Here is a 13,191-nt window from a genome sequence, read left to right as displayed (position 1 = left end):
GCGCCAGAATCGAGGCTTCTGCGCGACAGCGTGGACTGAAGTTCCCATAACCTGTCCCTGTTGTTATATGCCCAGCACAGGCCCCATGCGACAGTGGAGAAAACAACACGGATAAAACCCCATGTACAGACACACCTCCACCCCCGCGGACGACAACGGTTGCGGCTGGTTCCACCTCAGCCCCAAGCGCCAGCCACGTGCACCGCACCGGGGGCGGAGCGAGGCCGGCTGGGTGGTGCTTGGGGCGGGCTTCACCGGCCTTGCCGCCGCGCGGCAACTGGCGCTGCATCACCCTGACGACGAGGTGATCCTGGTCGAGGCGCAGGAGGTCGGGTTCGGTGCGTCCGGGCGCAATTCCGGTTTTGCCATCGATCTGCCGCACGATATCGGCGCCCCCGATTACATCGGCGATCTGGCCACGGCGCGGATGAACCTCAAGTTGAACCTGCGCGCGCAATCCATCCTGCGCGGGCTGATCAGCCAGCATGGCATCGACTGCCAGATCCGCCCCGATGGCAAGTATCAGGCTGCCGTCGAAGACAAGGGCCTGGCGGTGCTCGAAGCCTACCGCAGCGGCCTGGAAAAACTCGGCCAGCCCTACCAGATGATCGACACCCGCGACCTGCCCGAGCATTTCGGAACCTCGTTCTACCGCAAGGCGCTGTACACCCCGGGCACCCAGTTGCTGCAGCCGGCCGCACTGGCCAAGGGCCTGGCCGACAGCCTGCCGGGCAATGTCACGCTGTACGAGCACACCACCATCACCGGCATCGAACAGGGCAAGCGCATCACCCTCAAGCACGCCAACGGTGAGGTCGTCGCCGACCAGCTGTTGCTGACCAACAACGCCTTCGCCTCGTACTTCGGCTTCCTCCCAGGCCGGCTGCTGCCGATCTTCACTTACGCCAGCATGACCCGTCCCCTGACTGAGGAAGAACAGGCACGCCTGGGTGGCAAGGCGACCTGGGGCATCATCCCGGCCGATCCGTTCGGCAGCACCTTGCGCCGCACTCCGGATCAGCGCCTTCTAGTGCGCAACAGCTTCAGCTTCAATGCCGACGGCCGTGCCAACCCACGCCACCTGCAGCGCGCCGGGCGACAGCACCGCGCGTCGTTCGAGCGGCGCTTCCCGATGCTCTCGGGCCTACCATTCGAATTCACCTGGGGCGGTTCGATGTGCCTGTCACGCAACCACCTCTCGCACTTCGGCACCCTTGCGTCCAATGTGCATGCAGCGCTGTGCTGCAACGGCCTGGGCATCACCCGCGGCACCGCTACCGGCACGTTGCTGGCCGACTGGCTGAGCGGTGAGCGTGACGAACTGATCGACTTTCTGCTCGGCTCCGATGGGCCCAACCGCAACCCGCCGGAACCGCTGCTGAGCGTGGGGGTCAATCTCAACCTGCACTGGGGCCAGCGTCGCGCCGGCCTGGAAAGCTGACAAGGAGACATCATGCAAAGCCTGGGTATTCTCGGGGTTGGCGAGCTGACCGAAAAAGTAGTGATCGGCCTGCGCCGTAGCGGTTTTGACGGCGCGATCATGCTGTCGCCACGCAATGCCGAGCGCGCCGAGGCGTTGGCGGCTGGGCAGCGTTGCGTGGTGCTGGAGAGCAATCAGGCGGTCGTTGACCAAGCTGATCTGGTGATAGTTGGCGTGAGGCCGGAATCACTGGCGCAGCTGGCGGGCGAGGTAAAGGTGCGGCCTGGCCAGCGCTTGGTGTCGTTGGCCGCCGGGGTGGGTCTGGAGCAGTTGCAAACAGCCTTCCCAGGCGCCCAGTGCGTGCGCGTGATGCTGTCGTATGCGGCGCAGTACAACCAGTCCACCATAGTGGTTTGCCCCCCGGATCCGCTGACTGAGCAGAGCCTGGGGCCGCTGGGTACTCTGGTGGTGCTTGAGGATGAGGCCGCGTTCGAGCTGGCCACGGTGGCGGCGTGCATGAATGGCTGGTTCTACTTCCTGTTGCACGACCTGCAGCAATGGCTGACCGACAAGGGCCTGCCGGCTGCCGAGGCGCGCGCCCTGGTGCTGGGCAATCTGCAGGATTGTGTGGCCAGTGCGCAGCAGCAGCCGGAGTACACGTTGAAAGCGCTGGGACAGGCGATTGCCACACCGGGGACGTTTACCGCCGATGGCTTGGCGGTGCTCAATCATCAGCCCGTGGGTGCCAGTTGGGGGGCGGCGTGCGAGGTGGTGCTGGATGCGTTGTTGAACCGGTCGCGGTAGTTTTCGCCAGTTCCGGCCCTTTCGCGGGGCAAGCCCGCTCCCACAGGATAGGGTTCACCGCATACTCTGTGGGAGCGGGCTTGCCCCGCGAAAGGGCCAGTCGTCACAACATCAAACTAAGGTCGCCGATACACCCGAGCAGTGTCCTCCTCAAAATGCTGCAATTCTTCCTGCCGCCGCACCTCCGACCACCCCATCACCGCCGCCACCCGATGTGACAATTGCTCCACCCGCTCGCGCCCCAGGTCCGGGTCCAGCCCCCAGGGCAAGCGCCGTCGCACCAGGTCCACCAGCCGCACCACATGCTCCCGCGCGATGATCCTCGCAATATCCTCACCTTCGATACCTTCGCGCTCGATCATGCCTTTCGGCCCTTGGCCACGCTTGCCCAGCCGCGCTTCCACGCCACGGGCGATGACCCGCGCCGCGTGTCGGTGCAGCATGATGGTCGAGCCCGTCAGGGTCAGCAGGCCCGGCTTGCCGGCCGCCTCGCTCAATCGCACCGGCAAGTGGCTGTTGCGCCCGTCCAGGGTCGAGGTCGGACGTACGCCGCACCAACAGTGCTGAACATCGGCACGGGTCAGATGCAGGTCGGGAAACAGCTGGTTGGCCTCGGCGAGGATGTAGTCGATCTCGCCATCCTCCACTCGCACGGTGTCCGGATCATCCGTGAAGTGCGACTCGGTCGGGCCGATGAAGTGGAACTCGCGCCAGGGGAAGACGTAGTAAGGCTCACCCTTGCTGGAAAACGCCTCCAGGCCTTGACCACGGTAGCCCTCGGGCAGGCGCACCATCACGTTGACACCCTTGATGCCGAGTACTCGCGGTCCGCTGTCACTAGCACCGGAAATACGATCGACCCAAGGCCCAGCCGCATTGATCACCACCTTCGCCGTGACCTGTGCCTGACCCAGCGCTTCGGGCGCTTGCTCGTCGAGCGTCAGCTGCCACTGATCTTGCGTACGCTGCAACTGGCTGACCCGGGTATAGGTACGCAGCGTCGCGCCGCGCCATTGCGCGTCCAGCGCCGTATCGACGCAAATGCGTTCGGGCCAGGCGTACATGTACTCCTCGAACACACCTACCCCACGCAACGGGCCGCCCAGCCCCGCCGCCAGGGCGCTGTCGCCCGCCGCCTGCTGCGCCGACTGGCGCCGATAGGCCAGCGGCACTTTCCAGCCACCCAGCGCCTCGACCAGGCGAAAGCCCATGTCCACCAGCCATGGCGGGTAGCGATCAGCTTTGCGGAACGGGTAGTGGAAGCGGTGTTTGCTCAGATGGCCGGGCATCTCCTTGACCAGCTCGGCACGGCAACGCATCACCTGGCGGGTGTAGCGCAGGCGCTGCCACATGTCGAACGGGCGCAGAGGTATTTGCCACAACGGGTAGCGCGCCGCCAGGTAGCCCAGTCCCGAATAAAGCATGCGGCTGGAGCGTGACGACGTACCGGCACCGATGTCACCACGGTCCACCAGCAGGGTTCGGAAGTTGCGCGCGGCCAATTGCCGGGCGGCGGCGCAACCGACCGCGCCAGCGCCGATGACCACGACATCGTAGTGATCGCCGTCGAGGGTTTCCAGGGAGGGGCGGGGCATGCGAAAGGTCCTTTGTTGTGATTGTTCTGCAGATGGTCGCGCCGCTTCGCCGCCCCACCCTAGAACGCCCATGACAACTTGCATAAGCCTTCGGCACAGCCTGCCAGCGCATTCCACATCCCGTCCCAACCGTTATAGGGAGCCCCATCCAAGCGGTGCAATAGTGCCGCAGCGCCCAAGCGCCAGATAACAACAAGAGGTAAGCCGAATGTCCACTGCAAAACGCTCTGTCGAAGATGCCCCGCTCAACGCTTTCCATCGCAAGCTCACTGTCTATTCCGCTGGCGGTCCGTTCCTTGACGGCTACGTGCTGAGCATCATCGGCGTGGCCATGCTGCAAATCACCAACGCCCTGCAACTGTCGGCCTTCTGGGAAGGCCTGATCGCAGCATCCGCCCTGATCGGCGTGTTCCTGGGTGGTTTTCTCGGTGGCTGGTTCACCGACAAGTACGGACGCAAGGTGCTTTACCTGGTCGACCTGATCGCCATCGTCGGTTTCTCGGTCGCGCAGTTCTGGGTAGAGTCGGCCTGGGCGCTGTTCGCCTGGCGCTTGCTGATCGGTATCGCCGTGGGCGCCGACTACCCGATCGCCACCTCGCTGCTGGCCGAGTTCCTGCCACGCAAACAGCGTGGGCCTCTGCTAGCCGCGATGGTGCTGATGTGGTTCGCCGGCGCCGCCGTGGCTTACCTGGTGGGTGAACTGTTGCTGCGCGTGGGTGGCGAAGAAGGCTGGCGCTGGGTGCTGGCCAGTGCACTGGTGCCGGGTGCGCTGTTCCTGATTGCCCGCAGCGGCACACCGGAATCGCCACGCTGGCTGCTGAGCAAGGGCCGGACAGCTGAAGCGGACGCTGTGATCAAGAAGGTCTACGGCCCGGATTATTCCATCGCCGACCTGCCGGAGCCTGCCAACCAGAAACCGGTGTCGGTGTGGTCGCTGTTCCACTCCGGCTACGGCAAGCGCATGGCCTTCGTCACGCTGTTCTGGACCTGCGCCATCGTGCCGCTGTTCGCCATCTATGCATTCGCCCCGAAAGTGCTGCTGGCGCTGAAACTGACCGGTGACTGGGCGGCCTACGGCTCGATCGCCATCACCTTCCTGTTCACCCTCGGCTGCCTGCTGGCGACCAAGCTGATCAACCGCCTGGGGCGGCGCAAGATGTTGATCCACAGCTTCCTCTGGTCGGGCCTGTCGCTGGTGCTGCTGGGCGTGTTCCCCGACGCCTCGCCCACCACTGTGCTGGTGCTGTTCGGCGCCTATGCGGTGTTGATCGGCGGTGCCCAGGTGCTCGAGTACGTTTATCCCAACGAGCTGTTCCCCACCGAAATCCGCGCCTCGGCCGTGGGCCTGGCCACCTCGCTGTCACGTATCGGCGCTGCGGTGGGCACCTACCTGGTGCCTATCTCGCTGGCCGCCTATGGCGTTGCCAACACCATGTTCGCCGCCGCGATCATCTCGCTGTTCGGTGCGTTGATTTCCTGGTGGCTGGCGCCTGAAACCAGCCAGCTCGACTTGCAGCAGGCGGCTGCCTTGGGCAACAAGGCCCCGGCGCCGTCTAGCGAATACAAACCTGTTACCCGCAAAGCCTGAAGGAGCTAATTCATGAGCCAAGTACTGACCGTTGTCCGCAACGCCGCCGACTCGCAACTGGGCACGCCGGCCCCCGCCCGCCTGCCGATAGGTGAACCGGTGGCCCAGGCCGCCACCGCCCAGGACCAGACCGATGAAACCGTGGGCGCCAGCATCGGCGTGTGGGAAAGCAGCCCTGGCACGTTCCGCCGCCACCTGAAGAACCGCGAGTTCAGTCACATCGTCAGCGGCAACTGCACCTTCACCCCCGACGGCGGCCAGCCGGTGGAACTGCGTGCCGGCGATGCGGTGCTGTTCCCGGAAAACTGCGAAGGCGTGTGGGAAATCCGCGAGACCCTGCGCAAAACCTACGTGCTGTTCTAAGGGGCCGGTGATGATCGAACGTATCAACCCCGGCCCACGGGCCAGCCAGATGGTGCTCGTGGAGGGCCGCATCGAAACCTCGGGGATCGTTGCCCTGGAGCCCGGTGATATTGCCGTCCAGACGCGCTGCGTACTGGCTCAGCTGGAGCAATGGCTGGCGCAGATTGGTGCTGGCAAAAGCAACCTTACTCGGATGCAGATCTGGCTGGCGGACATGGGCGAATTTGCGGCGATGAATGAGGTGTATGACGCCTGGGTGGGTGACCAGCCACCAGTGCGGGCGTGTGTGGGGGCTGCATTGGCCGCAGCGGAATATCGCATCGAGATTCAGGCGTTCGGGCAGCTCTGAGATCGCTGGGGCTGCTTTGCAGCCCATTCGCGGGGGAAGCCCGCTCCCACAGGTTCTGCAGCGCTGCAAATCTTGTGGGAGCGGGCTTGCCGAGACGTCGGACCGCCCGCGAATGGGCCGGCAAAAACTACAACTCGGGGTCAAGGCCCACCTTGTCGCCATGCCAGTCAAAGCGCTCCACCTCATGCCGCCGCTTCCTGAAGCTGTACGGCGTCTCGCCATACTGCTTGCGGAACCACAAGATGAAATGCGACGCGTCGGAAAACCCACACGCCAGGGCAATGGTGGTGATGTTCTGGCTGGTGTTCACCAATAGCCTGCGCGCATGGTCCAGGCGCAGCTTGCGCCAGTAGTTGGCTGGAGGCTCCTGAGTATTGGCGACGAACTCGCGGTGCAACTGCCGGGGGTGAGTACCCACCGCCTCGGCCACTGCCTTGAGGGTCATGGAGGCATCGAGGTTGGCTCGCATGAATGCGATCGCCCGCTGCACCCGGTCATTCTGGTACACGCTGTCGCTGGCGGCCTGCTGGCCCTCGGCTTCGGCGCGTTCTTCCACCAGCAGGTATTCCAGGCCTTTCTGTGCCCGCACCGCGCCGCAGTGGCGGCGGATCAGGTTGGCGGCCAGGTCGATGGCGGTGCCGCCCGGGCAGGTGATGATACCGCGGTCATCCACGTAGCTCTTGTCGATGACCATGGTCGACTGCGGGAAGCGCTCGCGGAACTCGTCGCGCAAGGTGAAGTGCACCGCACAGCGCCGTCCGTCGAGCAGGCCGGCCTTGCCGAGCACGAACGACCCTGAACACAAGGCGATGATCGGGATGTTGGCGGCGTGAACATCCCGCAGCGCATCGAGCAACCAGTCCGGCGGGTTGCGGGTTTCGCCCAACAGGCCGCCCGCCAGCACGATGTAGTCGTACTGAGCGAACAGGTTGAGCGGTTTGGTCGGCAAAACCGGCATGCCGCAGCTGGCGCTGATCGGCTGGTCGTCGAGGGTCATCCAGTCCCACTGGCAGTACACCTGCTGGCTGCGGAACGACTTGTCGGCGGCAAAGCGCAGGGAGTCGACCAGCCCGGCCACCGGCACCAGAGTGAACTGGTTCATCAGCACGAAACCGACGCGCAGTTCAGGTTTGACCTGGGGCGGTAACTGGGGCGCTTGCGGCGGTTGTAATTGTTGTTGGGCAACCATGGACGTGGGCCTCATGACCTGCTGAATAGCGCCATTGTAGGGCGTGCCCGACGTCCGGCATATCATATGCGGCACGACAAATAGTAAATCCATGACAAAAGGCGTGGCCGTTCTATCAATTGTCATGACTGTAATATCGGCCCCCAGGCAGCGCTGAGCATCATGTAGACACAAAACAACATGCTCAGAGGCACCCCTCATGTACCGTGGATTCTGGTATGCCCAGGCGCTGGACCTGGACAGCGACCTCGCCCCTGCCCTGCAGGACTCGATTCAAGCCGATGTGTGCATCGTCGGCGGTGGCTTCCTTGGCCTGTGGTCGGCCATCCGCCTGAAACAGGCGCACCCGGAACAGACCATCGTGATCGTCGAGCGCGACCGCTGTGGCTCGGGCGCCAGCGGCCGCAACGGCGGCGTGGCCACCAACTGGTGGGGCAAGTACTTGTCGGTGCGCACCATCTGCGGTGACGTTGAAGCGCGGCGCATCTGCGAGGCCGCCGAGTCGGCCATCGATGAGATCGGCAGCTTCTGCCAGGAGCACGGCATCGATGCGCAGTACCGCAAGGATGGCTGGCTATGGACGGCCACCAACCAGCGGCAGATGAACTCCTGGCGCGTGCTCACTGACGGCCTGCAAAAGCTCGACGTCAACCCGTTTCAGGAACTGGACCGCCAGACCATCCGCGGTCGCGTCGGCTCGCCGCTGGTGTTGGGCGGTATCTTCGACCCTAACGCCGCCACTGTGCAGCCCGCCATGCTGGCCCGCGGCCTTCGTCGAGTGGCGCTGAAACTCGGCGTGCAGATTTTCGAAAAGTCGCCCTTTACCCACTTGCAGCGCGGCAAGCATCCGGTGGTACACACCGCCAAAGGCCACGTGAAAGCCAACCATGTGGTGCTGGCCCTGAACGCTTGGGGCGCTCAGTTCCCCGAGTTGCGTCGGATGATCGCAATCATGTCCAGCGACATGGTCGCCACAGCGCCGGTCAAGGCCAAGCTCGACGCCATCGGCTTCAGCGGCGGCGAATGCATGACCGACTCGCGCACCGTGCTCAACTACTGGCGCAACACCCCGGATGGCCGGGTGGTGTTCGGCAAGCCGCTGGGGCAGTTCGCCTATGCCGGGCGCATCGGCAACCTGTATGAAAAAACCTCGCCGGCTGCCGACAAAGTCGCCGCCGAGCTGCGCCGCCTGTACCCGCAGCTGCAGGACGTGCCGGTGGTCAGCAGCTGGACCGGGCCGATCGACCGGGCCATGAAAGGTTTGCCGAACTTCGGCTACCTCGACCAGCATCAGACGGTCAGCTACGGCATCGGCTTCTCGGGCAATGGCGTGGCCACCACGGTATTCGCCAGCCGCATCATCAAGTCGTTGGCCACCCATGCCAACGACGAGTGGGCCAACTGCGGCCTGGTCAACCAGAAGATGAAACTGCTGCCCCCTGAGCCGTTCCGCTTCTTCGGCGCGCATCTGGTGCGCGATGCCCTGGTACGCAAGGAATCGCTCGAAGACCACGACCAGAACGCCGGTTTCATCACCCGCCAGCTGGTCGGCATGGCGCCCGCCGGTTACGTCCCGGCCCAGAAAAAATAAGGACGACAGCGTGAGCGAACAGATCGTATTTCTCGACGACGAAGGCCTCGCGCCTTCCACGCGACTCAAACGCCCTGACTGCCAGCACAGCTGGCAGCAGTTCGCCTATACCCAGCCCGACCAGGTGCTGGAACACCTGAAGGACGCCACCGTGGCGTTGACCTGCAGCGTGCCGCTGCGCGAGGAACACCTGCGCCAGTTGCCGCGCCTGAAGATGATCTCGCTGGCCTTGACCGGCCGAGACATCGTCGACGTCGACTACTGTGATGCGCACGGCATCGAGGTCGCCAGCGTGCCGGGCTATGCCGCCAATACCGTGGCCGAGCACAGCCTGGCGATGATCCTCGAACTGTTCCGCCGCCCGGCCGCCTTCACCCGGCTGATGCGCCAGGTGCATGCCGGTGAGGCCGAGTACAAGAACATCTACTTCGACCACCGCATCCGCGACGTGCGCGGCAAGCAACTGGCGATCATCGGCAGCGGCCCGATTGCCCTGCGCCTTGCGGAACTTGCGCGCGCCTTCGGCATGCAGGTGTGGTTCGAAGACCGCGGCGGCCTGCGCCGCGGTGCCGACTGCCGGCCGCTGGCCGAGTTGCTGCGCAGCTGCGACGTGCTGTCGATCAACTGCCCGCTGACGCCGCACACCCACAACCTGATCGACGCCGCGCAACTGGCGCTGATGAAGCCCGACGCACTGGTGATCAACACCGGCCGTGGCGGCATCGTCAATGAAGCAGCGCTGATCGACGCCCTGGGCAACGGCCGCCTCGGTGGCGTGGCGCTGGATGTGGTCGAGCACGAGCCGCTGCACCCGAGCAACCCGCTGTTCCAACTTATCGACCGCGACGACTTCCTGCTCAACCCACACATCGCCTGGAGCAGCGAGGACGCCATGCAACAGCTGATGGACAGCGCCGTGGACAACATCACCGATTTCGTCGCCCGCCAGGGTGCCCAGCAAAGGATTCGTAGCGCATGACCCTCGTGACCAAGAGCAGTTACGTCGACGGTGCCTTCGTCGCGCTGACCAATTGCAGCGATGTACTGGAAAACCGTAACCCGTCCAACCCGGCAGAGGTGGTCGAGCGCTTCGAGCGCGCCGACCAGGCCCTGACCGAACAGGCCATCGCCGCCGCTCGCCGGGCGCAGCCGGCGTGGGCGCGCAGCAACCCGCAGCAGCGTGCAGACGCGCTGGACTTCATCGGCAGCGAAATCCTCGCCCGCCGCCAGGAACTGGCCACCCTGTTGGCCCGCGAAGAAGGCAAGATCGTTCGCGAAGCCTTGGGGGAAGTGGACCGCGCTGGTCGCTCGTTCAAGTTCTATGCCCAGGAAGCGCTGCGTGCGGAAGGAGAAAAGTACCAATCGGTGCGCCAGGACGTCGGCATCGACGTGTTCACCCAGCCACTGGGCGTGGTCGGCATCATCGCGCCATGGAACTTCCCCATCGCCATTCCGGCATGGAAGATCGCTCCGGCGCTGTGCTTCGGCAACTGCGTGGTGTTCAAGCCGGCCGAACTGGTGCCTTCCTCTGCCTGGGCGCTGGCCGAGATCATTTCGCGCGCCGGTTTGCCGGCCGGCGTGTTCAACCTGCTGATCGGGCCGGGGCGCAGTGTCGGCGATACCCTCATCCGCTCGCCGCTGGTCGATGGCATCAGCTTCACCGGCTCGGAAAACACTGGCCGGCAGATTGCCAGGCTGGCGGCTGAAGGCATGAAGAAAGTGCAGCTTGAGATGGGCGGCAAGAACCCGCTGATCGTCCTCGACGACGCCGACCTGGAACAGGCGGTGGACGTGGCCCTCAATGGCTCGTTCTTCAGTACCGGCCAACGTTGCACGGCCAGTTCGCGGGTGATCGTCACCGAAGGCATCTTTGATGCCTTCGTCGCGCGCCTGGCTGAGCGCACCCGCGCGTTGCAGGTAGGCGATGCCTTGCAGGCCAGCACCGACATCGGCCCGGTGGTCGACAGCCGGCAGCTGGAGCAGAACCTGTCGTACGTCGCCAGCGGTCGCGAACAGGGGGCAACTCTGGTGTGTGGTGGCGAGCGCATCGAAGATGATCTGGGTGGGTACTTCTTCACCCCAGCGCTGTTCACTGAGGTGACACCCGACATGCGCATCTACCGCGAAGAGATCTTCGGGCCGGTGCTGAGTGTGCTCAAGGTGCGCGACTACGAGCAGGCCTTCGCCGCCGCCGAGGACACCGCGTTTGGCCTGTCTGCCGGCATCGTCACCACCTCGCTGCGCCACGCCGAGCACTTCAAGCGCAACAGCTCGGCGGGGATGGTGATGGTCAACCTGCCGACCGCGGGGGTGGACTATCACGTGCCGTTTGGCGGCAATGGCGCGTCGAGCCTGGGCTCGCGTGAACAAGGCACGCATGCGCGGCAGTTCTTCACCCGCGTGAAGACCACTTACCAGTTGGCTTGATCACCCCAAGGGAACTACCACCCCACGCGTGCCCTCTTAATCACTGAGTGGTAATTCCCTTGGGCTTCACGCTACTGGAGATCACGATATGCGCCACCTATTCCTCGCCCCTGCGCTGCTGCTCCTGCTGCCTGCCGGTGCCGCCCTGGCCCGCGTCGATGCGGGCGACGTCGCCACCTCGGCGGGTGTCTCCGCCTCGCTGTATTCGACCTTCAAGGATGACAAACGGATCATCCCCGCCCGTGACGAGCTGTCAGCGTTCGTCGCTAGCGGCGGTGCGATCCGTGGCGCCTATGTGGAGTCGGCGCTGGAACAGGCTCGCAAGGACAACCCTGGCCTGCAGGCCAGTGATGAAGAGCTGGCCCGGGCGATACTGTCCCAGGATGACCCAGTGGCCCACCATTGATGCCCGTTGTGGCCCTTGGCGCAGGCCTGCCTACGCCAAGGGCTGCACTGAAGCTGCAGGGTTACGTCTGAAGGACTAGGCTCAACGGTTCAGCCCTACAAGGAAGAACCCATGCTTTTGCCCCGCCCTCCCCACGCCATTGCCCTGGCGCTATTGATCGCCTGTACCCAGGCAACCGCCGCCGAACCCTCTCCCCAGGACCTGCTCCAACAGGCCCAGGGCGAACAAACGGCCTACCTTGAAACCCTCAAGACTCTGGTGTCCGTCGATACCGGCACTGGTACCGAACCTGGCCTGACGCAGGTCAGCGCCGAGCTGGTCAAACGCCTGAAAGCGCTGGATGCCGAGGTTCAGACCCATCCCGCCAAACCCTCCGTGGGCGACAACATCGTCGGCACTTTCAAAGGCACAGGCAGCAAGGATTTCCTGCTCATGGTGCACTACGACACCGTGTTCGTGCCCGGCACCGTGGCTAAACGTCCGTTCCGCGTCGACGGCCCACGCGCCTATGGGCCGGGTGTGGCCGATGCCAAGGGGGGCGTGGCTATGATCCTGCACGCGCTCAAGCTGCTGCAGGCCCAGGAATTCAAGGGTTATCGCACCCTCACCGTGCTGTTCAACCCGGACGAGGAAATGGGTTCGGCCGGCTCGAAGCAGATCATCGCCGAACTGGCCCGCCAGCATGACTACGTGTTCTCCTACGAACCACCGGACAAGGACGCCGTGACGGTCGCCACCAACGGCATCAACCGCCTGAAGCTGGAGGTCAAGGGCCGTGCCTCACACGCGGGCTCTGCGCCTGAGCAAGGGCGCAATGCGCTGACCGAACTGGCCCATCAGTTGCTCCAGCTCAACGACCTGGGCGATGCCAGCAAGGGCACCACGGTGAACTGGACCCTGGCCAAGGCGGGTGAGAAAGCCAATATCATCCCGGCCCTGGCCACGGCCGAAGCGGACATGCGTTATTCGGATCTGGGCGAGACCGACCGGGTACAGGCCGATGCCAAGCGCATCGTGAAGAAGCAGTTGGTGGCCAATACCCAAGCCACTGTCACGCTCGAAAAAGGCCGGCCGCCACTGGCGCGCAACGAGGCTTCGGCGAAATTGGCGCAGACCGCTCAGCAGCTGTATGGCGAGGTTGGGCTTAAGATCGAACCGATTGCCATGCGGTTTGGTACCGATGCCGGGTATGCCTATGTGCCAGGGAGCGAAAAGCCGGCGGTGCTGGAGACCTTGGGGGTGGTTGGGGCTGGGTTGCATGGGGATGATGAATACATCGAGCTTGCCAGTGTGGCGCCTCGACTGTATCTGACTGTCGCGATGATCAGGCATCTGGCTAAGTGATGTAGCGCCTGAACCGGCCCCTTCGCGGGGCAAGCCCGCTCCCACAGGCAACTTGCAAACCTCGGCAACTGTGGGAGCGGGCTTGCCCCGCGAAAGGGCCGGCACGAGCAACCCC

General features: G+C 64.3%; 12 protein-coding genes. 10 read left to right on the top strand and 2 right to left on the bottom strand.

Going from position 1 to position 13,191, the window contains the following annotated elements; genetic code table 11:
• Positions 1–121: 121 nt before the first annotated feature.
• Both ACIPZF_RS02030 and ACIPZF_RS02025 read left to right on the top strand, forming a co-directional pair.
• On the top strand, positions 122–1,441 hold the full coding sequence (locus ACIPZF_RS02030; RefSeq protein ID WP_400794725.1) for an NAD(P)/FAD-dependent oxidoreductase: 1,320 nt from the start codon (positions 122–124) through the stop codon (positions 1,439–1,441).
• Positions 1,442–1,453: 12 nt separating this feature from the next.
• A complete protein-coding gene (locus ACIPZF_RS02025) occupies positions 1,454–2,224 on the top strand; it encodes an NAD(P)-binding domain-containing protein (protein ID WP_400794723.1) in 771 nt (256 codons plus the stop codon).
• 116 nt (positions 2,225–2,340) lie between these two features.
• On the opposite strand, the gene ACIPZF_RS02020 is transcribed toward ACIPZF_RS02025, so the two are convergent.
• A complete protein-coding gene (locus tag ACIPZF_RS02020) occupies positions 2,341–3,819 on the bottom strand; it encodes an FAD-dependent oxidoreductase (protein WP_400794721.1) in 1,479 nt (492 codons plus the stop codon).
• A gap of 208 nt (positions 3,820–4,027) precedes the next feature.
• On the opposite strand from ACIPZF_RS02020, the gene ACIPZF_RS02015 reads away from it, so the two are divergent.
• The 3 genes from ACIPZF_RS02015 to ACIPZF_RS02005 are packed head-to-tail and all read left to right on the top strand — an operon-like array spanning position 4,028 to position 6,119.
• Positions 4,028–5,407, top strand: a complete 1,380-nt coding sequence (locus tag ACIPZF_RS02015; RefSeq protein WP_400794719.1) for an MFS transporter — start codon at positions 4,028–4,030, stop codon at positions 5,405–5,407.
• A gap of 12 nt (positions 5,408–5,419) precedes the next feature.
• Positions 5,420–5,770: a cupin domain-containing protein gene (locus ACIPZF_RS02010; RefSeq protein ID WP_400794717.1), complete on the top strand. Its 351-nt coding sequence runs from the start codon at positions 5,420–5,422 to the stop codon at positions 5,768–5,770.
• Positions 5,771–5,780: 10 nt separating this feature from the next.
• The gene (locus tag ACIPZF_RS02005) at positions 5,781–6,119 is read left to right on the top strand and encodes a RidA family protein (protein WP_400794715.1); all 339 of its coding nucleotides are present in this window, start codon (positions 5,781–5,783) and stop codon (positions 6,117–6,119) included.
• 127 nt (positions 6,120–6,246) lie between these two features.
• Here the strand turns inward: ACIPZF_RS02005 and ACIPZF_RS02000 are convergent, their stop codons facing one another.
• Positions 6,247–7,308 (bottom strand): GlxA family transcriptional regulator, encoded by a 1,062-nt coding sequence (locus ACIPZF_RS02000; protein ID WP_400794713.1) that lies wholly within the window; start codon positions 7,306–7,308, stop codon positions 6,247–6,249.
• A gap of 199 nt (positions 7,309–7,507) precedes the next feature.
• On the opposite strand from ACIPZF_RS02000, the gene ACIPZF_RS01995 reads away from it, so the two are divergent.
• The 5 genes from ACIPZF_RS01995 (at position 7,508) to ACIPZF_RS01975 (ending at position 13,076) form a co-directional block, all read left to right on the top strand.
• Positions 7,508–8,899, top strand: coding sequence for an NAD(P)/FAD-dependent oxidoreductase (locus ACIPZF_RS01995; RefSeq protein ID WP_400794711.1), 1,392 nt, complete (start codon positions 7,508–7,510; stop codon positions 8,897–8,899).
• 10 nt (positions 8,900–8,909) lie between these two features.
• Positions 8,910–9,878, top strand: coding sequence for an NAD(P)-dependent oxidoreductase (locus tag ACIPZF_RS01990; protein WP_400794709.1), 969 nt, complete (start codon positions 8,910–8,912; stop codon positions 9,876–9,878).
• Positions 9,875–11,326: an aldehyde dehydrogenase family protein gene (locus ACIPZF_RS01985; RefSeq protein ID WP_400794707.1), complete on the top strand. Its 1,452-nt coding sequence runs from the start codon at positions 9,875–9,877 to the stop codon at positions 11,324–11,326. The genes ACIPZF_RS01990 and ACIPZF_RS01985 overlap by 4 nt, the downstream gene beginning before the upstream one ends.
• Positions 11,327–11,414: 88 nt before the next feature.
• On the top strand, positions 11,415–11,732 hold the full coding sequence (locus ACIPZF_RS01980) for a DUF2388 domain-containing protein (protein ID WP_346613007.1): 318 nt from the start codon (positions 11,415–11,417) through the stop codon (positions 11,730–11,732).
• Positions 11,733–11,843: 111 nt separating this feature from the next.
• The gene (locus ACIPZF_RS01975) at positions 11,844–13,076 is read left to right on the top strand and encodes a M20/M25/M40 family metallo-hydrolase (protein ID WP_400794705.1); all 1,233 of its coding nucleotides are present in this window, start codon (positions 11,844–11,846) and stop codon (positions 13,074–13,076) included.
• Positions 13,077–13,191: the final 115 nt, after the last annotated feature.

Origin of the sequence: Pseudomonas sp. NPDC089752, from assembly GCF_044748725.1 — a bacterium.
GTDB lineage: Bacteria > Pseudomonadota > Gammaproteobacteria > Pseudomonadales > Pseudomonadaceae > Aquipseudomonas.
Note: the sequence above shows the minus strand (reverse complement) of the source record. Positions and strands in the feature narration are given on the sequence as shown.

Bases quoted from the DNA above. Each gene is read 5' to 3' on its own strand.
- ACIPZF_RS02030 (WP_400794725.1), top strand. From the start codon at position 122: ATGTACAGACACACCTCCACCCCCGCGGACGACAACGGTTGCGGCTGG.
- ACIPZF_RS02025 (WP_400794723.1), top strand. From the start codon at position 1,454: ATGCAAAGCCTGGGTATTCTCGGGGTTGGCGAGCTGACCGAAAAAGTA.
- ACIPZF_RS02020 (WP_400794721.1), bottom strand. From the start codon at position 3,819: ATGCCCCGCCCCTCCCTGGAAACCCTCGACGGCGATCACTACGATGTC.
- ACIPZF_RS02015 (WP_400794719.1), top strand. From the start codon at position 4,028: ATGTCCACTGCAAAACGCTCTGTCGAAGATGCCCCGCTCAACGCTTTC.
- ACIPZF_RS02010 (WP_400794717.1), top strand. From the start codon at position 5,420: ATGAGCCAAGTACTGACCGTTGTCCGCAACGCCGCCGACTCGCAACTG.
- ACIPZF_RS02005 (WP_400794715.1), top strand. From the start codon at position 5,781: ATGATCGAACGTATCAACCCCGGCCCACGGGCCAGCCAGATGGTGCTC.
- ACIPZF_RS02000 (WP_400794713.1), bottom strand. From the start codon at position 7,308: ATGGTTGCCCAACAACAATTACAACCGCCGCAAGCGCCCCAGTTACCG.
- ACIPZF_RS01995 (WP_400794711.1), top strand. From the start codon at position 7,508: ATGTACCGTGGATTCTGGTATGCCCAGGCGCTGGACCTGGACAGCGAC.
- ACIPZF_RS01985 (WP_400794707.1), top strand. From the start codon at position 9,875: ATGACCCTCGTGACCAAGAGCAGTTACGTCGACGGTGCCTTCGTCGCG.
- ACIPZF_RS01980 (WP_346613007.1), top strand. From the start codon at position 11,415: ATGCGCCACCTATTCCTCGCCCCTGCGCTGCTGCTCCTGCTGCCTGCC.
- ACIPZF_RS01975 (WP_400794705.1), top strand. From the start codon at position 11,844: ATGCTTTTGCCCCGCCCTCCCCACGCCATTGCCCTGGCGCTATTGATC.